This window comes from Streptomyces sp. NPDC021019, assembly GCF_044333295.1.
Lineage (GTDB): Bacteria > Actinomycetota > Actinomycetes > Streptomycetales > Streptomycetaceae > Streptomyces.
In genome coordinates, this window is record NZ_JBIRQR010000003.1 from 796,803 (window position 1) to 819,815 (window position 23,013).

General features: G+C 72.5%; 21 protein-coding genes, 2 pseudogenes and 1 riboswitch. Of the genes and pseudogenes, 15 read left to right on the forward strand and 8 right to left on the reverse strand.

What is annotated here, in order from left to right:
- Positions 1-22: 22 nt before the first annotated feature.
- Complete coding sequence (locus tag ACH4RG_RS21100; protein ID WP_069757189.1) at positions 23-214, forward strand: DUF6381 family protein; 192 nt, start codon at positions 23-25, stop codon at positions 212-214.
- A 79-nt stretch (positions 215-293) separates the two neighbouring features.
- On the opposite strand, the gene ACH4RG_RS21105 is transcribed toward ACH4RG_RS21100, so the two are convergent.
- A complete protein-coding gene (locus tag ACH4RG_RS21105) occupies positions 294-1,301 on the reverse strand; it encodes a PHP domain-containing protein (protein ID WP_398162603.1) in 1,008 nt (335 codons plus the stop codon).
- Between the two features lie 114 nt (positions 1,302-1,415).
- The gene (locus ACH4RG_RS21110; RefSeq protein ID WP_397917894.1) at positions 1,416-2,921 is read right to left on the reverse strand and encodes a helix-turn-helix domain-containing protein; all 1,506 of its coding nucleotides are present in this window, start codon (positions 2,919-2,921) and stop codon (positions 1,416-1,418) included.
- 244 nt (positions 2,922-3,165) lie between these two features.
- On the opposite strand from ACH4RG_RS21110, the gene ACH4RG_RS21115 reads away from it, so the two are divergent.
- Together ACH4RG_RS21115 and ACH4RG_RS21120 are read left to right on the forward strand one after the other, a co-directional pair.
- Positions 3,166-3,783 (forward strand): hypothetical protein, encoded by a 618-nt coding sequence (locus ACH4RG_RS21115; RefSeq protein WP_397927335.1) that lies wholly within the window; start codon positions 3,166-3,168, stop codon positions 3,781-3,783.
- 157 nt (positions 3,784-3,940) lie between these two features.
- Positions 3,941-6,475 (forward strand): SpoIIE family protein phosphatase, encoded by a 2,535-nt coding sequence (locus ACH4RG_RS21120; protein WP_397927336.1) that lies wholly within the window; start codon positions 3,941-3,943, stop codon positions 6,473-6,475.
- Positions 6,476-6,512: 37 nt separating this feature from the next.
- Here ACH4RG_RS21120 and ACH4RG_RS21125 read toward each other — a convergent pair whose 3' ends face one another.
- The gene (locus ACH4RG_RS21125) at positions 6,513-7,904 is read right to left on the reverse strand and encodes an FAD-dependent oxidoreductase (protein ID WP_397917897.1); all 1,392 of its coding nucleotides are present in this window, start codon (positions 7,902-7,904) and stop codon (positions 6,513-6,515) included.
- 452 nt (positions 7,905-8,356) lie between these two features.
- Positions 8,357-8,544, forward strand: a riboswitch (cyclic di-AMP (ydaO/yuaA leader).
- A 5-nt stretch (positions 8,545-8,549) separates the two neighbouring features.
- Between ACH4RG_RS21125 and ACH4RG_RS21130 the strand changes: the two genes are divergently transcribed.
- Together ACH4RG_RS21130 and ACH4RG_RS21135 are read left to right on the forward strand one after the other, a co-directional pair.
- Complete coding sequence (locus ACH4RG_RS21130) at positions 8,550-9,392, forward strand: transglycosylase SLT domain-containing protein (protein WP_397927338.1); 843 nt, start codon at positions 8,550-8,552, stop codon at positions 9,390-9,392.
- A gap of 146 nt (positions 9,393-9,538) precedes the next feature.
- Entirely contained in the window at positions 9,539-11,182 is a 1,644-nt protein-coding gene (locus ACH4RG_RS21135; protein WP_398539961.1) for a GMC oxidoreductase, read from the forward strand.
- Positions 11,183-11,270: 88 nt separating this feature from the next.
- Here the strand turns inward: ACH4RG_RS21135 and ACH4RG_RS21140 are convergent, their stop codons facing one another.
- From ACH4RG_RS21140 to ACH4RG_RS21155, 4 genes and pseudogenes are all read right to left on the reverse strand, one after another.
- Positions 11,271-11,753 carry a carboxymuconolactone decarboxylase family protein gene (locus ACH4RG_RS21140; protein ID WP_398163474.1) on the reverse strand — a complete coding sequence of 161 codons (483 nt, stop codon included), beginning with the start codon at positions 11,751-11,753 and terminating at the stop codon, positions 11,271-11,273.
- Positions 11,750-12,829, reverse strand: coding sequence for a dihydrodipicolinate reductase (locus ACH4RG_RS21145; RefSeq protein WP_397927340.1), 1,080 nt, complete (start codon positions 12,827-12,829; stop codon positions 11,750-11,752). Before ACH4RG_RS21145 ends, ACH4RG_RS21140 begins: the two co-directional genes overlap by 4 nt.
- Positions 12,830-12,948: 119 nt before the next feature.
- Positions 12,949-13,374: pseudogene (locus tag ACH4RG_RS21150) on the reverse strand (right-handed parallel beta-helix repeat-containing protein); the annotation flags it as partial.
- Between the two features lie 94 nt (positions 13,375-13,468).
- On the reverse strand, positions 13,469-14,377 hold the full coding sequence (locus ACH4RG_RS21155; protein ID WP_398163475.1) for a UbiA family prenyltransferase: 909 nt from the start codon (positions 14,375-14,377) through the stop codon (positions 13,469-13,471).
- A 118-nt stretch (positions 14,378-14,495) separates the two neighbouring features.
- On the opposite strand from ACH4RG_RS21155, the gene ACH4RG_RS21160 reads away from it, so the two are divergent.
- From ACH4RG_RS21160 to ACH4RG_RS21195, 8 genes and pseudogenes are all read left to right on the forward strand, one after another.
- Positions 14,496-15,548 carry a type III polyketide synthase gene (locus ACH4RG_RS21160; RefSeq protein WP_397917903.1) on the forward strand — a complete coding sequence of 351 codons (1,053 nt, stop codon included), beginning with the start codon at positions 14,496-14,498 and terminating at the stop codon, positions 15,546-15,548.
- Positions 15,549-15,563: 15 nt separating this feature from the next.
- Positions 15,564-16,097, forward strand: a complete 534-nt coding sequence (locus ACH4RG_RS21165; protein WP_397917904.1) for an isoprenylcysteine carboxyl methyltransferase family protein — start codon at positions 15,564-15,566, stop codon at positions 16,095-16,097.
- Positions 16,094-17,111 (forward strand): annotated as a pseudogene (locus ACH4RG_RS21170) (NAD(P)/FAD-dependent oxidoreductase). Before ACH4RG_RS21165 ends, ACH4RG_RS21170 begins: the two are co-directional and overlap by 4 nt.
- 137 nt (positions 17,112-17,248) lie before the next feature.
- Positions 17,249-18,904, forward strand: coding sequence for an MFS transporter (locus tag ACH4RG_RS21175; protein WP_397927342.1), 1,656 nt, complete (start codon positions 17,249-17,251; stop codon positions 18,902-18,904).
- 3 nt (positions 18,905-18,907) lie between these two features.
- Positions 18,908-19,363 (forward strand): VOC family protein, encoded by a 456-nt coding sequence (locus tag ACH4RG_RS21180; protein ID WP_397917907.1) that lies wholly within the window; start codon positions 18,908-18,910, stop codon positions 19,361-19,363.
- A 94-nt stretch (positions 19,364-19,457) separates the two neighbouring features.
- On the forward strand, positions 19,458-19,856 hold the full coding sequence (locus ACH4RG_RS21185; RefSeq protein ID WP_018955863.1) for a DUF6221 family protein: 399 nt from the start codon (positions 19,458-19,460) through the stop codon (positions 19,854-19,856).
- A gap of 430 nt (positions 19,857-20,286) precedes the next feature.
- Positions 20,287-20,490, forward strand: a complete 204-nt coding sequence (locus ACH4RG_RS21190) for a cold-shock protein (RefSeq protein WP_003964323.1) — start codon at positions 20,287-20,289, stop codon at positions 20,488-20,490.
- Positions 20,491-20,668: 178 nt separating this feature from the next.
- Positions 20,669-20,797, forward strand: coding sequence for an LPFR motif small protein (locus ACH4RG_RS21195; protein ID WP_251144925.1), 129 nt, complete (start codon positions 20,669-20,671; stop codon positions 20,795-20,797).
- Positions 20,798-20,996: 199 nt separating this feature from the next.
- Here the strand turns inward: ACH4RG_RS21195 and ACH4RG_RS21200 are convergent, their stop codons facing one another.
- Positions 20,997-21,245 carry a hypothetical protein gene (locus tag ACH4RG_RS21200; RefSeq protein WP_398539962.1) on the reverse strand — a complete coding sequence of 83 codons (249 nt, stop codon included), beginning with the start codon at positions 21,243-21,245 and terminating at the stop codon, positions 20,997-20,999.
- 335 nt (positions 21,246-21,580) lie between these two features.
- On the opposite strand from ACH4RG_RS21200, the gene ACH4RG_RS21205 reads away from it, so the two are divergent.
- A complete protein-coding gene (locus ACH4RG_RS21205) occupies positions 21,581-21,808 on the forward strand; it encodes a DUF5133 domain-containing protein (protein WP_397917910.1) in 228 nt (75 codons plus the stop codon).
- A 30-nt stretch (positions 21,809-21,838) separates the two neighbouring features.
- On the forward strand, positions 21,839-22,930 hold the full coding sequence (locus ACH4RG_RS21210) for a glutamate--cysteine ligase (RefSeq protein WP_397917911.1): 1,092 nt from the start codon (positions 21,839-21,841) through the stop codon (positions 22,928-22,930).
- Positions 22,931-23,013 lie beyond the last annotated feature (83 nt).

Here is a 23,013-nt window from a genome sequence, read left to right on the forward strand (position 1 = left end):
CCCCAGCGTCCAAGGAGTGGTGATGAGCGGTTCGGACGAACCCGCCGACCTGGCTCGGCAGATGCGTGAGAAGGCCCAGCAGCTCGCGGAGGCCGCGGAGCGCGCGAGCGACCCGCACGAGCGCGAGCGGCTGGAGAAGAAGTCCCGGACGATCCGGGACCGGAGCGAGCAGCAGAGCGCCATGGAGGCCGGGGACGTCTACCCCGAGAAGTAGCCCGGCCGACGCCGGCCCGCCTCCGGAGATCTACGGAATCTCCGGGGGCGGGCGGCCCCGCACGGGGCCCGTCGGTGGGTCAGCCGGCCCAGTCCAGGAGCCGGTCCGCACTCCAGGTCGTCACCACTCGGTCGGCCCGCACCCCGCACTTTTCGGCGCGGGCGCACCCTGACCGCTGCCAGGCGAGCTGCCCCGGGGCGTGCGCGTCGGTGTCGATCGCGAACAGCGCCCCCGCCGCGACGGCCGCGCGCAGCAGCCGCAGGGGCGGATCCCGCCGCTCCGGACGGCAGTTGATCTCCACCGCCGTCCCCGCCTCGGCGCAGGCCGCGAAGACCCGCTCCGCGTCGAACCGCGACTCCGGCCGGCCGCGCCCGGCCAGCAGGCGTCCCGTGCAGTGGCCGAGCACATGCGCCCGCGGGTGGCGCACCGCCGTCTCCAGGCGACGGGTCATCGGCTCCGGGTCCATCCGCAGCTTGGAGTGGACCGAGACCACGACCACATCGAGCCTCTCCAGCATCGCGGGCTCCTGGTCGAGCGAGCCGTCCGGGAGGATGTCGCACTCGATGCCCGTCAGCAGCCGGAACGGGGCCCACACCTCGTTGAGCCGCGCCACCACCGCGAGCTGCTCCCGCAGCCGCTCCGGCGACAGCCCGCGGGCCACCGTCAGCCGGGGCGAGTGGTCGGTGAGGACCGCCCACGCGTGCCCCAGCTCCGCGGCGGTCCGGCCCATCTCCTCGATCGGGCTGCCCCCGTCCGACCAGTCCGAGTGCAGATGGCAGTCGCCCGTCAGCCGGGCGAAGAGATCCTCGCCCCCCTCGGCGGGCGGCTCGGCGGCGGCTTCCGCCTCCAGCCGTTCCAGATACCCGGGCGTCTCCCCGGCCAGGGCCTCGCGGATCACCTCGGCGGTGCGCGGCCCGATCCCGGAAACCCGTTCCAGGGAGTTCGCGGCCACCCGCTCGGCCGCCTCCCCGGAGGCCATCTTCTCCACGGCGGCCGCGGCCGTACGGAAGGCCTTCACCCGATACGTGGCGGCCTGGGAGCGTTCCAGCAGGAAGGCGATCCGCCGCAGGGCGTTTACCGGGTCCATCGGCACCTCCACCAGAAGCGTCAGCGGCCGGCGCGGATCCGCGCCGGGCAGTCCGCCCGCCCCACCAGGATGGGCGCGTCCGCCCCCGGGCGCCTCCGCGCGGACGCCGCTGCTTCAGGACACGGCCTCGGTGTCCGGCACGGACACCCAGCGGCCGGTGCCCGTGTCGTAGTCGAGCACGGGCCGCCCCCGCACCGCGCTCGTACGGAACGGCCGCCCGCCGTCGTCGACGCGTACCGTGCCGGACCTGCCGCCGGAGCTCCAGGTCAGCTCCGCGAACCAGTCGCAGTCGCATCCGACCGTGCGACCCGTGACCAGGAGGACCTCGGGATCGGTGACGGAGACGCTGTACGGGAAGGCGACCGCCTCGATGGGCACGCCCGAGTCGTTGCCCGCGACCGGGCGGGCGACGGGCCCGGGCGCGTCGAGATCCACGTCGAACATCCGTGGGGTGAGGGCACCGCCACAGCCGGAGCTCATCCGGTAGACCCTGCCCTCCGCCGGCGAACGACGCTCGACCACGCGGATCCGCAGGGATTCCAGCACCACGGCCCGCTCGTCCATGCCCTGCAACGTGATCCGGACACCGGCCTCGCCCGCGTGCACCGCGCCGAGCGCTCCGGCCCAGGACGCCGCGTCCGCCTCGACCGGGGGCGGCGGGACGGCGGCAGGCGCCCGGTCGACGAGGTAGGAGTGGTCACAGCCGTTCTTCCAGACGTGGCCGTCCGCGGTCCACGTGAACGGCACACGCCCGGCCTGCGGGCCCGGCGAGCCCCCGGACGCCCGGGGGAGCGTCTCCCCGCGCTGTTCGACGTCGGGCGGCACGGCCGCCGTCCGGGTGCCGCCGGACGGCGTTCGGCGCGGGGTTCCGCTCGGCGTGTCCTGCGGCTTCGCGGGCGCGAGGGAGCCCGCAGGCGAGGGTTGCGGGCTGTTCGCCGCGGGCCCGTCCGGCTGCTGGGCCACCGACGGGCGCCGGTCCGTGCCCGGGCGCGACGCCCCTCCCCAGGCCGCGACCAGAGCGAGAATGAGCACCGCGGCGGCGAGGACACCGAGCCCCTGCCCGTACCGGCTGGCTCGACGCGACCGGGACACCGGCCTCCGGGGAGTCCCGCCGACCGTGGCCACCTCCTCGGCGACGGAAGCCGCCCCCGGGCGAGGACCGGTGGGGCCGGACGGCTCGTGGGCCGCGGTCGGGGCCGGCCCGGACACGGCCCTGCCGGACGGCCCGGCTCCGGCGGGGTGGGGCAGCGCAGGCCACCGCCCGGAGGACGCCGTCTTCCCGGCCGGTCCGTCCACCGGCACGACCACCGTCGGCTCCGCCTCAGCCTTCTCCTTCCCCTCCGCCGCCCCCTGGCGATCAAGGCGCTCGCGGTCCGCCAGGATCCACAGACGGTGAAGTGCCTCCCGCTCCGCGGCCGGTGCGCCGCACAGGCGGGCCAGCCGCTCCACGGGGGCGAACTCCGCGGGCACCGTCCGCCCGGTGCAGTACCGGTGCAGCGTCGAGCCGCTGACCCCGATCCGACGGGCCAGCGCCGCGTACGTCCGGCCCGACCGCTCCCGCAGTGCGCTCAGCCGTTCCGCCAGCGCCGCCCGCGCCGCCCCCTCGGCGTCACCCGACACGCTCGACCTCCCCCGCAGCCGTTCCAGGGCGTTCCAGCCCCCCAAAAACACCCACGTCACCAGGGGTGGGACGGTTCCAGCCCGGCGGGAACCCGTGTCGCGCTTGTCGGCGTCCGGCGCGGCGGCCCAGGCTGGTGCTCGTTCCCGTACCGCCGTCGCAGGGCCCCCTCAGCGGGCTCCGCACATCTCGGCGCGACGTCGTACGACCACCTGACCGCACCCTCCGAAACGGGGAAACCTCACCATGCGCACCCTTCGCACCGCAGTCCTCACCGCCGCGGCCGCCGGCCTGGCCGTCACCGCACTGGCCCAGGTGCCCGCCGCCGCGGCGCCGGCCCCCGCTCCCGTCCAGCCGAAGTTCCTGAGCGCGGGCCAGCTGCCCGCTTCCACCACACCCTGGACGGCCGGTCCCGTACGCCAGGGAGTACCCGCGGAAGGGTCGGTGTGCACCGCTGGCATCGCCCCGGCGTCCGGCACCCGCCACCGGGACTTCCGCACCGAACTGGACACCGGCGCCCGCCAGACCATCACGGTCACCACCACCACCGCCCGGGCCAAGGCGCTCGCCGCCGAGCTGCGCAGCGCCCTGGAGACCTGCCTCGACCGGCTGAAGGAGCAGGACCCCGGCCTGGAGGGGGAGGCGTTCTACCAGGGCCGTGTCGACATCGAGGAGGGCGCGCACGTCTACAGCATCGACACGTCCTACCCGGAGGTCGGCTCCACCGACATCGGGCTCTACTCCGTGGGCCGTGACGGCAGGGCCGTGACCGTCGTCGAGTGGGGACAGCTGGGCGAACTCGACGGCGCACCGCTGGAGGGCTTCAGGAACACGACGCGCACCGCCGTCGCCAAGCTGTACTGATGACACCTCCGGCGACCGGCCGCCGGGGGGCGGCCGGTCGCCGGAGGTGCGGGGTACCCCGCACCGGGAGCATGCTGGCTGTGTGACCCGGCACGGAACGCCCCGGCATCCCCCGCCCGGAAACGGGGCCGCGGCCGGGGGACACGAGGGTGGCCGAGTGCCCGACGAACTGTCCCTCGTACTCGCGCAGGCCCTCGTCAGCGCCGTCGAGTCGAGCGACGGCTACGCGGGCGGTGTCTACCTCCGCAGCCGGACGCCCGGGCTGCTGCGGCTCGCGGTGCTCGCCGGACTGCCGGGCCCGCTGTTCCGGCCCTGGTGGCGGATGCAGGTGAACCGGCCCTTCCCGGTGTCCGAGGCCTACCGCTCGGGGCGGCCCGTGCTGCTCTCCGACGCGGAGGAGGCGATGCGCCGGTTCCCGCAGCTGATGGCCGGACTGCCGTTCCCGTTCGGGTCGCTGTGGGTGCCGATCACCGGGCCCCGGGGGAGCCTGGGCGTGCTGGCGATCCTGCGGGCCTCCACGCCGGGGCGGCCCGTCGCCCCCGCCGACGGTGACCGGCTGCACCGCCTGGGCCACCGGCTCGGTGACGCGCTCACCGATCTGGACCAGCGGGGCGTGGAGTGCGTATGGGAGACCGAGCCGGTTCCCGTGCAACTGCCCGCCGCCACCACGCCCCCGGTCCGGGTCGGCCGTTTCGACTGGGACCTGCACTCCGGGCGGGTCGCCGCCGACGACGAACTCTGCGCGGTCCTCGGCTTCGAGCCCGCCGCCTTCCCGGGCACCGTCGACGCGCTCGCCGAACGGCTCGTCCCGGAGGACGTGTACGGGCTGTGGGCGCTGGCCCGTCAGACGGTGGAGTCGGCCGAACCGGTGGTCCGGCGGATGCGGCTGCGCGGCCCCGACGGCCGGTCCCATCTGCTGGAGCTGTCCGGCCGCTGGACGCACCCGGTCGGCGATGTGTCCGCCAGCCGTCTGAGCGGTTTCCTGGTCGACCTCGGCGCGGGGCCCGTCGTGGCGGAGGCCGCCGACCGGCTGCCGCGCGGCGTCCTCTCCCTCGACCGGCTGGGCCGGATCACCTATGCGAACGGCCTCGCCGAGGAGTTGCTCGGCCATTCCAGGGAGGAGCTCGTGGGCCACGTCGTGTGGCAGGCCCTGCCGTGGTTCGGGCACGAGGCCTACGAGGACCACTACCGGGCCGCCCTGATGGCCGACGAGCCCGTCCACTTCCTCGCCCGCCGCCCGCCCTCGCGCTGGCTGTCGGTCTCCCTGTACCCGGGCCACGACGGGGTGAGCGTCGTCCTCCAGGAGACCGACCGGCCGGACTACGCCCCGGGCTCGGTCACCGCGCCGGGCCTCGGCATCGGCTCGACCGCCGACCGCTCCTCGGCGCTGTACCGGCCGGTGGCCCTCGCCATCGCGCTGACCGAGGCGGTCACGGCACGTCAGGTCTCGGAGGTGGTCACGGAGGAGCTGCTGCCCGCGTTCGGCGGCCGTCAGCTCGCCATCTACCTGCTGGACGAGGGCCATCTCCACCTGGCCTTCGAGACGGGGTTCCCGAAGGGATTCCTCGACCGTTTCGAAGGGGTCGAGCTCGACGTCAGCATTCCCGGGGTGGAGACCCTGACCACGGGCCGCCCCATGTTCTTCGAGTCCCTGCATCGCCTGGCCGAGGCTTATCCCGGCATCCCGATCGACGCGGACGTCGGGGCCCGCGCGTTCCTGCCGCTGATCGCCTCGGGGCGGCCCGTCGGCTCCTGCATCCTCGGGTTCGACCGCCCCCGCGGCTTCAGCCCGGAGGAACGTACGGTCCTGACGGCACTGGCCGGACTCATCGCCCAGGCCCTGAAGCGCGCCCAGCGCTACGACAGCGAGTCGGCCCTCGCCCGCGGACTCCAGAACGCCCTGCTGCCGCACGGGCTGCCCGAGGTGGACGGGGTGGACACCCTGGGACGCTACCTCTCCGGCACCCAGGGCATGGACGTGGGCGGCGACTGGTACGACGTCATCGAGACCGGCCACGAACTCGCCCTGATCATCGGCGACGTACAGGGACACGGTGTCTCCGCCGCCGCGACCATGGGCCAACTGCGCAGTGCGGTCAGGGCGTTCGCGCTGAGCAATCACGATCCCCAGGAGGTGATGAGCGGGACGAACCGGCTGCTCATCGACCTCGACCCGGGACAGTTCGCGAGTTGCTGCTACATCGCGCTGGACCCGGTGACCGGAGTGGCTCGCGCCGTACGGGCGGGGCACCCGCAGCCGGTGCTGCGGCGGCCGGACGGCCGGACGGAAGTGCTGGACCTGCCCGGCGGGATCGTGCTCGGGATCGACGGGCAGGCGGCCTACCCGGTCACGGAGATGCTCCTCGAACCGGGCGCCATGCTCGCCCTGTTCACGGACGGGCTGATCGAGCGTCCCGGGACCGACATCGACGAGGGGATCGAGCGGCTGCGCGCCACCGTCGAACGCATCGGCGCGGTCCCCCTGGCCGAGACGGCCGACCAGGTCATCGGAGAGGCCAGGGCGGCCACCGACCGCCCCGACGACATCGCGATCCTGCTGGCCGCCCGGTGGGCCGGGACCCCGGAGGTCCGTCGGCCCCGGGAGGACCGGGCGCCCGGTCCGGACCTGTGGCGCACGTTCAGAAGGCCGGATCCGGGGCGCACGGCGGGTGCCCCGGATCCGGCCTCCTGAACGACGTCCTGCTGATCAGGTGCCGCTCACGCGTTGATCAGGCGTCGGCCGGCGGCTCTGCCGGCGCGGAGGCGCCGGAGGCCTCCAGCATCCCCTCGCGTTCCACGACCTTGATCCGCTCACGGCCCTGGGCCGCGCCCAGCGCCTGCTCGTGGGCGTCCAGCTTGTGCCAGCCCTCCCAGGTCGTGTAGCGGACGCCGCGGTCCTCCAGGAAGGCCTCGACGGCCTCCGGAGCGGGCGTGGCAGGCTCCGGCAGCCGGCCGGCCGCCCGGTCCTCCAGGACGCAGGCGACCGTCTCGTTCGCGTCGCCCTTGGTGTGTCCGATCAGGCCGATCGGACCGCGCTTGATCCAGCCCGTGACATAGACCGATGCCATGTGCTCGTCGCCGGCGATGACGCGTCCCGCCTCGTGCGGCACGGTGCCGGAGACCACGTCGAAGGGGAGCTTGGGCAGCTCCTCCGAGTAGTAGCCGACGGCACGGTAGACGCTCTGCATGTCCCAGTCCGTGAACCGACCGGTGCCCCGGACGTTGCCGGTGCCGTCCAGCTCGGTGCGCTCGGTGCGCAGCGCCACGACCTTGCCGTCCTCGCCGAGGATCTCGACCGGGGACTCGAAGAAGTGCAGGAACAGCTTGTGCGGGCGGTCGCCGACATCACGGATCGCCCAGTTCTCCAGGGTCTGCGCGACCATGTTGGCCTGCTTGTTCTCCCGGCGGGTCGCGATGGAGCCCTCGTCGTACTCGATGTCCTCGGGGTTGACGATGACCTCGATGTTGGGGGAGTGGTCCAGCTCCCGCAGTTCCATCGGGCTGAACTTGGCCTGTGCGGGGCCACGCCGCCCGAACACGTGCACCTCCAGCGCCTTGTTCTCCTTGAGGCCCTGGTACACGTTGTCCGGGATCTCGGTGGGCAGCAGTTCGTCCGCCGTCTTGGCCAGGACGCGGGCGACGTCCAGCGCCACGTTCCCGACGCCGAGCACGGCGACCTTCTCCGCGGTGAGCGGCCAGGTGCGCGGGACCTCGGGGTGCCCGTCGTACCAGGACACGAACTCGGCCGCGCCGTAGGAGCCGTCCAGCTGGATCCCGGGGACGTCGAGCGCCCGGTCGGCCTCGGCGCCGGTGGAGAAGATCACCGCGTCGTAGAACGACCGCAGGTCGTCCAGGCCGATGTCGTGCGGGTAGCTGACGTTTCCGAAGAGCCGGATCTGGGGCTTGTCCAGCACCTGGTGCAGAGCTTTGACGATGCCCTTGATCCGCGGGTGGTCGGGGGCCACGCCGTAGCGGATGAGGCCGAAGGGCGCGGGCATGCGCTCGAAGAGGTCGATGGAGACCCCCGGGTCCTGGCAGACCTCGGATTTGAGCAGCGCGTCCGCAGCGTAGATACCGGCGGGGCCGGCTCCGACAATGGCGACGCGGACGGGGCGTGTCATGGCGTGGTGATCCTTCGGGGCGGGCGAACGCGGGCAGGTACAGCGTACGTCGGAGGTAAGGGTTGGCTTACTAGTCTCCACCGCACACCGTAAGCGATCGCCCCGCGGGCCCTTCGACCGGCCCCGCCTGGAGTGCCCGATTAGCCCGTTTTCTTGTGCCGGTATGGGCGATTTGGTTCTTTTGGGAATTCTGCTAAATAAGGGGCCTATTGGGGTTGCTGGGGTATTTGTTTGAGCTCATTTTCGCCATCGCCGCGAGGAAGTGGTGAGCGTCACGTCCGAAGCGGGCGACGCGGAAGCGGAAGCATCGGTTCCCTTCCGTGCGGGGAAAGTTGACGGCGTGACGGAATGATCCGATCCGGCGATTCCGCCTTTCGATCTTGCGCGGAAAAGGAGCTTCGGAATGTGGGGCTTGTTCTGTTCGATGTTTCTCGCCTACGGTCACCGTCAATCCGGATGGAACGCCGAATCCTGCCGCCGTCCGGGAATCCGAAACCCACTCACGTACGGCAGGAGCGGGGGACCCAGGTAAGTCGCCGATCCGTGACCGGAACGGCTTGGGGTGAAGCCGCACGAGCGTGCGGCCAGACATCTCCCGTCTGAACCCGACAGCTCACCCCGCAGGCGCCGGAGAGGAAATCCCCCATGCCCGCACAGGGTAAGCACCGTCGTTCCCAGTCCACCTCGCTGCGCCGCGGCCTCGCCGCCGTGACCACCGGTGGAGCCGTCCTCGCCCTCCCGGTGATCGGTGCCACCAGTGCCTTCGCGGCCCCGGTGCCCGCCGCCGCGCCGCAGCAGGCCGTGGCGCCCGCCTCGGTGGCCCAGGCGAATTCCGCCGTGCGGGCCGCGCCCGCCCAGCATTCCGTGGCGGCCGGTGAAACGCTTTCCAAGATCGCCCGCGAATATTCTGTCAGCGGCGGCTGGGAGAAGCTGTACGAAGGCAACCGGAAGATCATCGGAGATAATCCCGATCTCATTCAGCCCGGAATCAAGCTGATCCTCGGAACCACGGCCGAGGCCCCTTCGGGCGGTAAGGCGGACAAGGCCGCCCAGGCTTCCCCGTCCACCGCGCGCGGTGCCGAGGCGAACCGTGCCGACCGTTCGGAGCGCGTCAACGCCGTGCCCGCGGCAAAGGCCGCGCCGGCCGCCGAAAAGGCCGTCACGTACACGAACGACCTCGATGGCTGGATCAAGGAGTCGCTGGCGGTCATGGCCGAGCGGGGCATCCCCGGCACCTACGAGGGCATCCACCGCAACATCATGCGGGAGTCCTCGGGCAACCCGGTCGCGATCAACAACTGGGACTCCAACGCGGTCAAGGGCACCCCGTCCAAGGGGCTGCTCCAGGTCATCGACCCGACGTTCCAGGCCTACCACGTGCCCGGCACCTCGACCGACAGCTACGACCCGGTCGCCAACATCACGGCCGCGTGCAACTACGCCGCGGACCGGTACGGCTCGATCGACAACGTCTTCGGCGCCTACTGATCCTTCGCGCCCGCGCCCGAGGGGCCCCGGACCCCATGGTCCGGGGCCCCTCGGGCGTACCGGGAAGTTACCCCCAAGTTTCTCGTGACTTACCACGCGATCGACAGTAGAACCTGTTGCACTCTGTCGAGAGTGAGGGAAGGCACATGGAGGACACGACCATGATAGATGCCGAGGCCAAGGGTGTCTCGCGTCGAAGATTCATCGCTGGAACAGGTTCTCTTCTGGGTGCTGCGGCGATCGCCGGGCACACCGCACCCGCGTGGGCGGGCGTCCGGGCGGCAACAGCGCCGATCGGCTCCGGGGCCCGGGTGCCGGTACTGGTCGTCGGCACCGGCTACGGCGGCTCCGTGGCCGCCCTCCGGCTCGCCCAGGCCGGCGTCGACGTCCATATGGTCGAGATGGGCATGGCCTGGGACACGCCGGGCGCGGACGGCAAGATCTTCGCCAACACCACCAGGCCCGACGACCGCTCCTTCTGGCTGCGGACCCGGACCAAGCAGCCGCTGAGCAACTTCCTCGGCTTCCCGATCGACAAGGACGTCAACCGCTACACCGGCATCCTGGACGCCGAGGAGTTCGCCGGCATCACCGTCTACCAGGGCCGTGGTGTAGGCGGTGGGTCACTGGTCAACGGCGGCATGGCCGTCACCCCACGCCGGGAGAACTTCGGCGCGATCCTCCCCACGGTGAACGCCGAGGAGATGTACAGCACCTACTACCCGCGCGCCAACAGCGGACTGGGCGTCACCGCCATCGACCCCGCCTGGTTCGACAGCGTCGACTGCTACCAGTACGCCCGGGTCGGCCGGAAACACGCCCAGCGCTCCGGCTTCCCGTTCCTCTTCGTTCCCGCCGTCTACGACTGGGAGTACATGAAGCGGGAGGCGGCCGGGACCGTCCCCCGGTCGGCCCTGGACGCCGAGATCCTCTACGGCAACAACTACGGCAAGAAATCGCTCCAGAAGACCTACCTCGACCGGATCAGGGCCACCGGCCGGGTCGCCATCTCCCCGCTCCACCGGGTCACCACGGTCACCCCGGCACCGGGCGGCGGTTACACGGTGCTCATCGACCAGCTGGACACCGTCGGCCGGACGACCGCCACCAAGACCGTCACGGCGGACAAGGTGTTCTTCGCCGCGGGCAGCGTGGGCACCAGCAAGCTGCTCGTCGGCCTCAAGGCCACCGGCGCGCTGCCCCTCCTCAACAAGGAGGTCGGCAAGGGCTGGGGCGACAACGGCAACGTCATGTGCGGCCGGGCCAACCACCTCTGGGACCCGACGGGGAAGGTGCAGTCGGCCATCCCCACCGGCGGCATCGACAACTGGGAAGCCGGCGGAGCGTTCGCCGAAGTCGCGCCGCTGCCCACCGGGATCGAGACGTGGGCCTCGTTCTACCTCTCCATCACCAAGAACCCGAACCGGGCGCAGTTCACCTGGAACGCCGCGGCGGGGAAAGCCGAGCTGAACTGGCAGGCGGCGTGGAAGCAGCCCTCCATCGACGCCGCGAAGACCATCTTCGACAAGATCAACCGCAAGGAGGGGACGATCTACCGCACGGACCTCTTCGGCGTCCACAAGATCTGGGGCGACCACCTCACCTACCACCCGCTGGGCGGCGCGGTCCTGGACAAGGCCACCGACAACCACGGCCGGCTGCACGGCTACCCGGGCCTGTACGTCATCGACGGCGCACTGATCCCCGGCAACACCAGCGTGAACCCGTTCGTCACCATCACCGCACTCGCCGAGCGCAACATCGAACGGATCATCGCGACCGACCTGTAGGCGCCCCGAGGACGCGGGGACCGACGAAGAGCCCGGGGCCGGGAGTGCCAACCCGGCGGCCCCGGACTCCGTCAGGAGGCGCCCGCGCTCACGCGTGACCGGGCAGAACGCACACCGCGTCGATCCCCAGCACATGGTTGAGCCGTCCGAACGCCAGCCACGAGCCGATGCTCATCGTCAGTTCCACGATCTCCGCCTGGCTGTAGCGCGCCGTCATCCGCTGCCAGAAGGCGTCGTCCAGACCGTGGTGGTCGAGCGTGTACCGCTCGGCGTACTCCGCAGCCAGCCGGGTGCGCTCGTCGAAGGCGTCGGTCGTACGCCACTCTGCCACCGCTCCGGCGAACTCCTCCTCGACCTTCGTCCCGTCCCGCTCGGTCCGCCAGTCCAGGCAGAACAGGCACCCGTTGAGCTGCGCGACCCGCAGCCTGGCCGCCTCGAACTCCCGCAGCCCCAGCGTCGTGTGCTCGTACACGGACATCGAGAAGGTGGCGGCGGCCGTGCCGATGCCGGGGACCAGCTCCCCCCACACATAGCCGATGGGCTCCCGGCCCTCCGGGATGTCGATGATCATGCCGGTCTCCTTCCCAGCCTGCCGACGGCAGGCCGCAGCGGAACGTCCAGTGCGTCGTACAGGCCCGGCTCCGCGTCCACCAGCCAGTCGATGGCGGAGACGAGCCGCCCGACCGCGGTGGCGTTCCCGCCCGCCGACCGGTTCTCGTCCTCGTCGGAGGCCTCGACCGTCACCTCGATACGGGGGCGGCCCTCGATCACCACCCGGTGCGCGCCCACCCCGTCGGGCGGGGACGGCCAGTCCGGGGCGCACGAGGCATGGACCCGGGTGACGTGCTCGATGACGATGCGCGGCACGCCGTCCACGACGCCCTGCACCTCGAAGCGCACCGCCCCCTGTGTGCCCGCCGCGAACTCGCCCATCGTGCGGGTGCGGACCGTCGACTCCAGCGCCCGACGGTCCATGGTCTCGCGGATCCCGTCCAGCTCGACGTCCAGCGCCCGCGCCATGAGCCGTATCTGACCGCCCCACACCATCGTCGGAACGCTCTCCGCCAGCATCAGCGGCTCGTAGTCCATCGGGTGCCCCATGCCGATCAGATGGCGCACCGACTCCTCCTGCCCGTACGTGGAGTAGTCGAAGATCTCCTGGCAGCGGATGACGTCCACCTCGGTGCCGAGGCCGCTGACCAGCAGGGGCAGGACGTCATTGCCCCAGCCGGGGTCGACCCCGGAGACGAAGAGGGAGCCGCCACCCTCGGCGACTGCGGCCAGGACCGGGTCCCGCAGCTCCGGCGGGGCGTTGCGCTGGTCGTAGAGCGGATAGAGGGAGGGCGTGACGACCACCGCGCCGGCCCGGATCGCCCGGCCGATGTCGGCGAGGGCGGCGTCGGGACGGATGTCGCCGGACGCCGCGTAGACCATCGCCCGGGGGCGGGTGGCCAGGACGGCGGCGATGTCGTCGGTGGCCGCGACCCCGAGCGTGCGCCCGACCCCGCAGAGCTCGCCCGCGTCGCGGCCGACCTTGGCGGGATCGTGTACGAGGACGGCGGTGAGTCTCAGTGCCGGATGGGCCTCGACGGCGCGGATCGCCGCGCGGCCGACGTTGCCGGTACCCCAGACAACTGTGGGAATCATGCGCGGAGGGTAGCCCCGGGACCCCGCACTTCCCAGACCCGTGCAGGGCCCGACTGGTCGGGTGGGAAGGGGAGTTCCCGGGCCGGAGACGGTCCTCCGGCCCGGGAGAGGGACGGCGGCTACCGCTTGGCCCGTGCGCCGTTCGGGGCGCCGGAGACCGTGAACTGCGAACCGGGCTCGATGAGTACGTGGCCGTCGCGCGAGTCGGTGACCGTCACGTTCGTGAGCGTCGCGTTGCCGCGCGCGCCGCCCATCGCCAGGATGCCGGATCCCTTGTTGGACTTGTCGATCCGGACGTTCTCGATCCTGACGTCCCGCATCAGGCCGCCGCCCGTCTTGAACTGGATGCCGTCATAGGTGGAGTCGATGATGTCCGTGTCGCGGATCGTGACCCCGGGGATCGGCAGGTTCTGCGGGAAGAGGGTGATCGCGCCGAACTCCTGGCCCTCGTTCCAGAAGGCTCCGCCGGTGCGGTACAGGCCGTTGTCGGCGATCAGCGTCTGCCCGGAGAAGGGCAGCGGGTCATGGTCGGTCGCCAGATTTCTGCCCGGTTTCTGATGTGTCAACGGTCTTCGCATGGCCATGTCATTCGAACGTCATGATTGACGCCTCGTCGGATCGGCCATCGGGCGGGCTCGTTCAGGCCCCGGCGGCACCCCGGGCCAGCAGCAGCGCCAGATCCACCGTGGCCACGGCCACCGCTCCGGCCAAGGCGGCCTTGCGCCAGCGGCGGCCGAGAGCCGGGCCGGCGAGCGACGCCGCACCGGCCAGGACGAGTGCCGCCGCACCCGCGGCGTCCACCGGTCCCGGCGGTCCGAACGCCAGCACCGCCGTGGCGCCCAGGAGCGGCACCGGCAGCAGCATCCGGGTGCCCCGGTCGCCCAGCCGGTGCGGGAGGCCCCGGATCCCGGCCGCCCGGTCCGCCGCGATGTCCGGGAGGGTGTCGGCCAGATGGGCCGCGAACCCGAGCAGGGATCCGGCCGCCACCGTCCACCACCGGGGCCACGGTCCGCCGGGCAGGGAGAGGGCGACGAAGGCGGGCAGGGCGCCGAATCCGGCCACGTACGGCAGCCAGGACAGGACGGTCGCCTTGAGCCGCAGGTTGTAGAGCCAGGCGGCGGTGACCGCGGCGATGTGCACCGTGCCGGCGAGGGCCCCGCAGGCCAGCGAGAGCGGTACGCACAGGGCCGCCGCGACCGCCGCCGCGGCCCACACCGCACGCGCCCCGACCGTGCCGTCGGCCGCGGGCTTCCCAGGACGGCCGGCGTCGGCGTCACGCCGCGCGTCGTACGCGTCGTTGCACCAGCCCACCGAGAGCTGGCCGGTCAGCACCGCCGCCGTGACCAGCGCCGAGCGGGGGCCGCCGAGGCCGGAGCCGAGGGCGAGGGCGCAGGCGAGCGCGGTCACCGCGAGCGCCGGTCCCGGGTGGCACGCGAGCACGAGCCCCACGCCCCGGCCGCGTCGCCCCGCGCCGGCGGGCTGGGCTCCGGCCGGCTCGGCGTCGGCCGGATCCGTTCCGGCCCGGTTCCCCCTGTCCGTGGCGTCCATCGGGCGATGGTAAGGGCCTGGCGCCCCGTCAATGCGGCGACCGGGCGGGTCTTTTACGCCGTTCTCTCGCACCTTGTGGGCAGGATGGGGCCATGACGCCACCGAACCAGGAGGCAGAATGACCCGCATCGCCGCGGTTCACGGGGCTCTGCCGCCCCACCGCCACACCCAGCGCGAGGTCACCGACATGGTGGCCCGCACCTGCCTGCCGCCCGGAGCCGACCGCCGTGTCCTGGACCGGCTCCACGAGAACGCCCGGGTCCGCACCCGGCACACCGTGCTGCCCTTGGACGGCTACCGCGACCTCGACGGCTTCGGCGCGTCCAACGACGTGTTCATCCGGTCCGCCGTGGACCTCGGCTCCCAGGCCGTACGCGGTGCGCTGCGGGCGGCCGGGCTGCGGCCCACCGATGTGGACCTGCTGATGTTCACCTCGGTCACCGGCATCGCCGCCCCCTCCGTCGACGCCCGGCTCGTGACCCGGCTGGGAATGCGATCGGACGTCAAGCGGCTGCCTGTCTTCGGCCTGGGCTGCGTCGCCGGAGCGGCCGGGACGGCCCGGCTGCACGACTACCTCCTCGGCCGCCCCGACGACGTGGCCGTGCTCCTGTCGGTCGAACTCTGCTCCCTCACCTTCCAGCGCCACGACCTGTCGCCGGCCAACCTCGTGGCCACCGCGCTCTTCGGCGACGGAGCGGCCGCCATGGTCGCCCTCGGCGGCCGCCGGGCCGTCTCCGGCCCCGAGATCGTGGCCACCCGCAGCCGGATGTACCCGGACACCGAGCACGTCATGGGCTGGGACATCGGCGGCACCGGCTTCACCGTGGTCCTCGACCCGGCCGTGCCCGACGTCGTACGCCGCTATCTCGCCGACGACGTACGGGAGTTCCTCGACGAGCACGGCCTCAAGCCGAAGGACGTCGCCCACTGGGTGTGCCACCCGGGCGGCCCCAAGGTGCTGGAGACCGTCACCGAGGTCCTCGATCTGCCCGACGGCGCGCTCGACGTCACCTGGCGGTCGCTGGCCGACGTCGGCAACCTGTCCTCGTCCTCGGTCCTGCACGTCCTGCGGGACACCATCGAACAGCGCCGCCCCGAGCCGGGCACCCCCGGACTGCTGCTGGCCATGGGCCCGGGATTCTGCTGCGAACTGGTGCTGCTGCGCTGGTAGGAAGGAGAGACCCCCATGACCTCGACCTGGTACACCCTCCTGGTGCTGGCCGTCGCGGCCGAGCGCCTCGCCGAACTCGTCGTGGCCCGCCGCAACACCCGCTGGAGCCTCGCCCGGGGCGGCGTCGAATCGGGCCGCGGGCACTACCCGGCGATGGTCGCGCTGCACACCGCGCTCCTGGCCGGCTGCCTGGCGGAGATCCGGTTCGCCGAACGCCCCTTCCCGGCCGTACTCGGCTGGACGATGGCCGTCGTCGTCGTGGCCTCGCAAGTGCTGCGCTGGTGGTGCATCCGCACCCTCGGCCCCCGCTGGAACACCCGGGTCATCGTGGTCCCCGACCTGCCCAGGGCCACCGGCGGACCCTACCGGTGGCTGGCCCACCCCAACTACGTGGCCGTCGCGGCCGAAGGCCTCGCGCTGCCCCTGGTCCACGGGGCCTGGGTGACCGCTCTCGTCTTCACCGCCCTCAACGCGGTGCTCATGGTGGTGCGGATCCGGTGCGAGGACGGGGCGCTCGCCCGCCTCCCGGCCGCGGACGCACCCGCGTGATCGACGTCCTGGTCGTCGGCGGCGGCCCGGCCGGACTGGCCGCCGCGATCCGGGCCGCCTCGGCGGGCCTGGAGGCGGTGGTGGTCGAGCCGCGCACCACCCCCGTCGACAAGGCGTGCGGCGAGGGCATCATGCCCGGCGGCGTCGCGGCCCTGCGCGACCTCGGCGTACGGGTGACCGGCCACGAACTGCGCGGCATCCGCTACACCGACGGCCGGCGCAGCGTGGAGGCGGCCTTCCGCGGCGGCCCCGGCGCGGGCGTCCGCCGCACCGAACTCCACACCGCCCTGCACGAGCGGGCCGCCGCCCTCGGCGTACGCGTCGTCGCCGCGAAGGCGGGAGAGATCCGGCCAGGACGAGGACACCGTCACCGCCGCCGGACTCACGGCGCGCTGGCTCGTCGCCGCCGACGGGCTCCACTCGCCGCTGCGCCGCACCCTGGGCCTCGACCGTCCCGTCACCGGGACCGGGCGCTACGGCCTGCGCCGCCACTACCCGCTCGTTCCGTGGACGGACCACGTCGAGGTGCACTGGTCCCGACACGGCGAGGCGTACGTGACCCCGGTAGCCGACCGCCTGGTGGGGGTGGCCGTCCTGAGCCGCGACCGCCGCCCCTACGACCGGCATCTGGCCGCCTTCCCCGCTCTCGCGGCCCGGCTCGCGGGCAGCACGGGGGCCACCTCCGTACGCGGGGCCGGGCCGCTGCGCCAGCGGGCACAGGGCCCCCGGGCCGGGCGCGTCCTGCTGGTCGGCGACGCCGCGGGCTACGTGGACGCCCTGACCGGGGAGGGCATCGCCCTCGCGGTGGCCACCGCGACGGCCGCGGTCGACTGCCTGGCCGCCGGGCGGCCAGAGGACTACCCCCGGCGGTGGGCGCGGGTCACGCGACGCTACCGCCTGCTCACCGCGGCCCTGCTGGGCGCCGCCGGCCATCCGTCCTCGGGGCGGCTGATCGTCGCCGCCGCCCACCGGGCGCCCGTCCTCTTCCGCACCGCGGTCCACGCACTCCAGTGAAGCCGGACGCCCGAATGGCGGGGCCCCGGGTTCCGGCATAACGTCGGTCGGGTGAACGCCCGCGTTCATCCGACCGACGCAGAGACCGGCCGCCCTCACCGGGCGCACCGCCCTCGGTACGAGAGACGAACCCCACCATGACGGGCTCCCACGCGACCCCCGCCGATACGGCCACCTCCGATCGGCACCGCGGCGGACTGGCACTGCTGGTCATCGCCTCGTGCCAGCTGATGGTGGTGCTCGACGTCACCATCGTCAACATCGCGCTTCCGCACATGCAGAAGGACCTGGGATTCTCCACCGAGAACCTCTCCTGGGTCGTCAACGCCTACACGCTGACGTTCGGCGGCCTGCTGCTGCTCGGCGGACGCCTCGGCGACATCCTCGGCCGCCGCCGGGTCTTCGTCTTCGGCGTGCTCCTCTTCGTCTTCGCCTCGCTGCTCGGCGGGCTGTCGCAGGAGGGCTGGCAGTTGCTGGCCGCCCGCTCGCTCCAGGGCGTCGGCGGCGCGATCGCCTCCCCCACCGCTCTGTCGCTGATCACCACCACCTTTCGCGAGGGTCCCGAACGCAACCGCGCGTTCGGGGTGTTCGCGGCCGTCTCGGCGGGCGGCAGCGCGATCGGGCTGCTCGCCGGCGGGCTGCTGGTGGAGTGGCTGGACTGGCGCTGGGTGCTGTTCGTCAACGTTCCGATCGGCCTGCTGATCGCCTTCGCGACCCCTCGCTACATCCCCGAGTCCGCACGCCGTCCGGGCCACTTCGACGTCGCCGGCGCGCTCACCTCGACGGTCGGCATGGTGCTGCTCGTCTACGGCTTCATCCGTGCCTCCGAGGACGGCTGGACCGACGCGCTGACCCTCGGTTCGTTCGCGGTGGCCGTCGTGCTCCTCGCGGTGTTCATCACGGTCGAACGTGGCTCGAAACAGCCCATCACGCCGCTGTGGATGTTCCGCGACCGCAACCGCGCCGGCTCCTACGCGATGATGCTCAGCCTCGCCGCCGCGATGTTCGGGATGTTCTTCTTCCTTACCCTGTTCGTGCAGAACGTCCTCGACTTCAGCCCGCTGCGGGCCGGCCTCGCTTTCCTGCCGGTGAGCGCCGTCATCGCGGTCAGCGCAGGCCTGGCCTCCCAGCTGCTGCCCAGGTGGGGACCGAAACCCTTCATGGTGGTGGGCGCGCTGCTGGCCGCCGCCGGTCTCGGCTGGCTGACGCTGACCGACGTGCACAGTTCCTACCTCGGCTCGATCCTCGGCCCGATGCTCGTATTCGGCTTCGGCATGGGCATGCAGTTCGTGTCGCTGACCCTGATGGCGGTCTCGGGCGTCGCCCCGAAGGAGGCGGGCGCCGCCTCCGGCATCCTCAACGCCACCCAGCAGGTCGGCGGGTCCCTGGGGCTGTCGATCCTGGTCACGACGTTCGGCACGGCCAGCCGCGACGAGGCCACCGACCAGGTGCCGAGATTCCTCCAGGAGGGCACGCCCGCCCAGCTGCTGGAGTTTCGCAGGACCGGCGAACTGCCACCGCCCTGGGGCGACCAGGTGCTCACCTCGGGCGTCTCCAGCGCCTTCGTCGTCGCGGCCTGTTTCGCCGTGGTCGCCGCTCTGGTCGCCCTGTTCGTCATCCAGGTCAGACCCGCCGATCTAGCCCGCCTCCAGGGCGGCGCGGCACCGCTCGCCGGTGAGGGGACGGACGGTGCCGCGACGGACGGGCCACGGCCCGGCACGGAGGCGCCACGGCCCGGCACCGACGCACCACGGCCCGGCCCGGAGGCCGAGCGACCCGCGAAAGAGAGCTGACCCATGGACTGGACCCTCGAAGTGATCGTGCTGCCCGTGACCGACATCGACCGGGCCCGGGACTTCTACCGGGACGGAATCGGCTTCCACGTCGACCTCGACGACGAGGTGATGCCCGGCGCCCGCGTCGTCCAGCTGACGCCACCCGGTTCCGGCTGTTCGATCGCCCTCACCCACGGACTGCCCAACCCGACCGGAACCCCGCGGCCGGGCACGTACCACGGTCTCCAGCTCTGCGTCACCGACATCGACGCCGCGCACGCCGAGCTCGTCGGCCGGGGCGTCGAGGTCTCCGAGCCGCAGCGGTACGCCCCCGACGACGGGGCGACCTTCCTGTACTTCACCGACCCCGACGGCAACGGGTGGGCGGTACAGGAGTACCGCCGCCGGAAGACCGAACCCCTGCACAAGGTCCTCGCCGACCTGGCCGCGAGCGACGCGGGGGACACGGTGGGGTGAACCGGATGCGGAGGTGGATCGCCCCGCGTCCGGTCCACCAGAATGCTCCCCGTATCGAGTGCAGAGATCCATCAGCGCAAGGGAGCGGCATCCAATGGGCGCCAACGCAGACATGGTGGCCTTCGTCCGGGCGCGGCTCGCCGACGAGGAACACGTCGCACTGGCCGCCGGCGGGGACCGATGGCGGTGCCCGGCCGATGTGCCGGGCGAGGTCCACGACCGCACCGGCGGGGTGGCGTTCACGGTGCGGGGCCGGGGCTTCGACGAGCACATCGCGCTCCAGGACCCCGCGCGGACCCTGGAGCGCATCGAGACGAACCGGGTCATGCTCGGCGAGTACGTCGAGGTGGCCGACCTGGACACCGACCGCCCGGCCGAGGACTTCCGCTCCGGCCGTGCGGTGGGCCTCGGATTCGCGGTACGGCAACTGGCCGCCGAGTACGCGGGCCACGCCGACTACCAGGCCCGCTGGCTGCCCCGGTTCATCCAGTAGCACCCGGGGCCCGGGCCCCGGGTGCTACTCGGGCGACCACGGGCTCTTCAGTGGTGTGTTTCCGGCCAAAGTGCAGATGGCCGTCGACCGGCGTCACCGCTCCGTCCGCAGCGGGTAGCGGCCTGGCCCCGCTGCCCCTCCAGGTGCCGCTGGGCCGGTGGGCGCGCGGCGTCGCCCGGGACGCCGACGGCCCCTGAACGGACCGTAGTCGGTGTGGTAGGAGCCGGTGACGGGGAAGGTGATCCACAGCAAAATGGCGTTGCTCTCTGGTGAGGAGTGATCCCGGCGTGTAGCGTCGCCGGAAGATGTCGTGGTTCGCAGTACCTGCCCGCGCCTGGCGCGGGCGTTTTGCTGTGCAGTGCCTGAGAACCAGGGCGATCACCTCCGGGTCCGCGCGGTGCGGATCCGTTTACTGCTGAGAGGTACGGGCATGGCCAGCGGAACCGTCAAGTGGTTCAACTCGGAAAAGGGCTTCGGCTTCATCGCGCAGGACGGCGGCGGTCCCGACGTCTTCGCGCACTACTCCAACATCAACTCCACCGGCTTCCGTGAGCTCCAGGAAGGCCAGGCGGTGACCTTCGACATCACCCAGGGCCAGAAGGGCCCGCAGGCGGAGAACATCACCACCGCCTGATCCGGGTCGACCGACCCTGGAGCCCCGGAGCGCGCCGCGCTCCGGGGCTCCAGGGCGTTCCGGGGGGACACTTCCGGGCGGCTCCCCGGTTGGGACGGCGCGTGTCGGGTACGCGGTGGATCTCGCACCGGTCGTTCCGGAACCTCCGGAAGGTCGGTGGAGGAATGGAGGGCGACCCATGTTCAAGGCCATCGCAGATGTACTCCGCTCCATCGGAGGAGCCATCGCCACCGTGGTCACGCTGCCCTTCCGGGCCCTGGCCAGGCTGTTCGGCGGCGCGTCGAGCAGCGCGCGCGGCCACCACTGAGCGCACCTGCCCGTGCCCCGGCCCGGAAAGGGGCCGGGGCACGGGCATGCCGTGCGCGAGGGGAGGGTCCCGATTCCTTCGGAGCGTGGGGCCCAGGGGCGGGCGCCCATCCGGCCGGGATTCCCAGGTTCCGTCGTCACCTGCCCGTCGTCGCCGGGAGGGCCCCCTGCGGGGGCGGGCCGGAGATCGACGACGGGACCTAGCCCGTCGACTCGTCCGGGGTCGGATGCCTGTCGGGGTGCGCGCCCGCGTTGCGCGGCGCGTTCCGGCCGGCGCCGGCCTCGTCCAGGTCGGGTTGTCCGCCTTGGCTGGCCAACCGGTCCGGCACCGGTATGTCGAGAGCCTCCTCACCCTCCTGCGTCTGCTGGTCCTGCATGTCCGCCGGAACGGGGGGCGGGCTGCCGGAAGCCCCGGTATAGGCGGTGCCTTCCGGCCTGCGGTCGGTCATGAGAGCTTCCTTCCGTTCTGCCCCGGTGTGACCGGGGGAGGAGTGATGCGCCCTGGTGGGTACCCGCTGCCGGGCGGAGCAGTCCTGGGGCCCGATGCGGGCCGGGGCACGTGGCCCGTTCCGGAAGGCGGCCCGGAAGAGGAGCGGAGGAGATGCGGAGGTTCTGCCGCCCGGCCATATTGGAGCTCCGGCCCCCGGCCGGGGGCGCGTCGCCCGGCATCGGAGCGGCGGAACGCGGTGCCCCGGTGTGTGGCTTGCCCGTGGGTGGGTACCCGGGACGGTGCCCACCCGGGCGAGCAGACACCACACGACGAACCGGCGGAAGGATGTTCGGCATGCTGATGGCCCACCCCACGGTACTGCGCAATCTGATCGAGCAGTACGAAGCACTGCGTGTGCTGCACGCGGAGAGCGGCGGCGAGGAGGCCCGGCGGCGCATGGACGACGTGGCGTACACGCTGTGCGTGTCGACCGGCACGGGTGACGTCGACAGCGCGCTGATCGCCGCCCGCCACCAACTGCCCGGCGCCCGGCCCGAGGACGACTCCGTCCTCTCCGCCTGACCGCCGTCGACCGTGGAAGGGGAGGGTGCCGTGGCCCGCACGGTGGGTGTCGAGGAAGAGCTGCTGCTGGTCGACCCGGCGAGCGGAGAGGCACGCGCCCTGTCCTCGGCGGTGCTGGCGATCGCCGAGAAGGAAGCGGTCGGCGAGTCGGCCTTCGAGCAGGAACTGCATCGCCAGCAGTTGGAGTTCTCCACGCACCCCTGCGCGGACATGAGTGAACTCGCCGCCTCGGTCCAGCAGTGGCGCACCGCGGCGGTACGGCACGCCTCGGAGGTCGGCGCGTCGGTCGTGGCCCTGGGGACCTCGCCGCTCCCGGTCAGCCCGACGATCGGCACGGGGGAGCGGTACCGGTGGATGGCGGAGCGCTACGGGCTGACCGCTCAGGAGCAGCTGACCTGCGGCTGCCATGTCCACGTCTCGGTGGAGTCGGACGAGGAGGGCGTCGCCGTGCTCGACCGGGTGCGCTGCTGGCTGCCCGTCCTGCTCGCCCTGAGCGCCAATTCCCCGTTCTGGCAGGGGCGGGACAGCGAGTACAGCAGCTACCGCAGCCGGGTGTGGGGGCGCTGGCCGTCGGCCGGCCCGGTGGAGGTCCACGGCTCCGCCGGGGCGTACCACGCCCAGGTGCGGTCCCTGATCGGCACCGGGGTGCTCCGGGACGAGGGGATGGTCTACTTCGACGTGCGCCTCTCGCACCGCTACCCCACCGTGGAGGTCAGGATCGCGGACGTCTGCCTGGACCCGGCCGACACCGTACTGCTGGCCACGCTGGTACGAGGGCTGGTGGACACGGCCGCACGCCAGTGGCGGGCCGGTGAACCGCCCCCGGACGTCAGCACGTCCCTGCTGCGTGTGGCCTCCTGGCAGGCGGGCCGTTCGGGTCTGGAGGACCGGCTGGTCCACCCCCGCACCCTGCGCCCGGAGCCCGCCCCCGACGTCCTGCGCGCCCTGCTGGACCATGTGCGGGACGCCCTGGAGGACAGCGGGGACCTGGAGGCCGCGGAGCGGGCCCTGGCCGCCGTGGTCCGGCGCGGGAACGGCGCACGGATCCAGCGCGAGATCCTGGCGCGGACCGGGAGCCTGCGCGACACCGTCGCCGCATGCGTACGGATCACGGCCGGATGATGAGCCGCCCCCGCCGGCCCCCCGCCGGCCGATACGACGAACGGGACCCGCCGCGACGACACGACCGTACGAACGGCGACGGA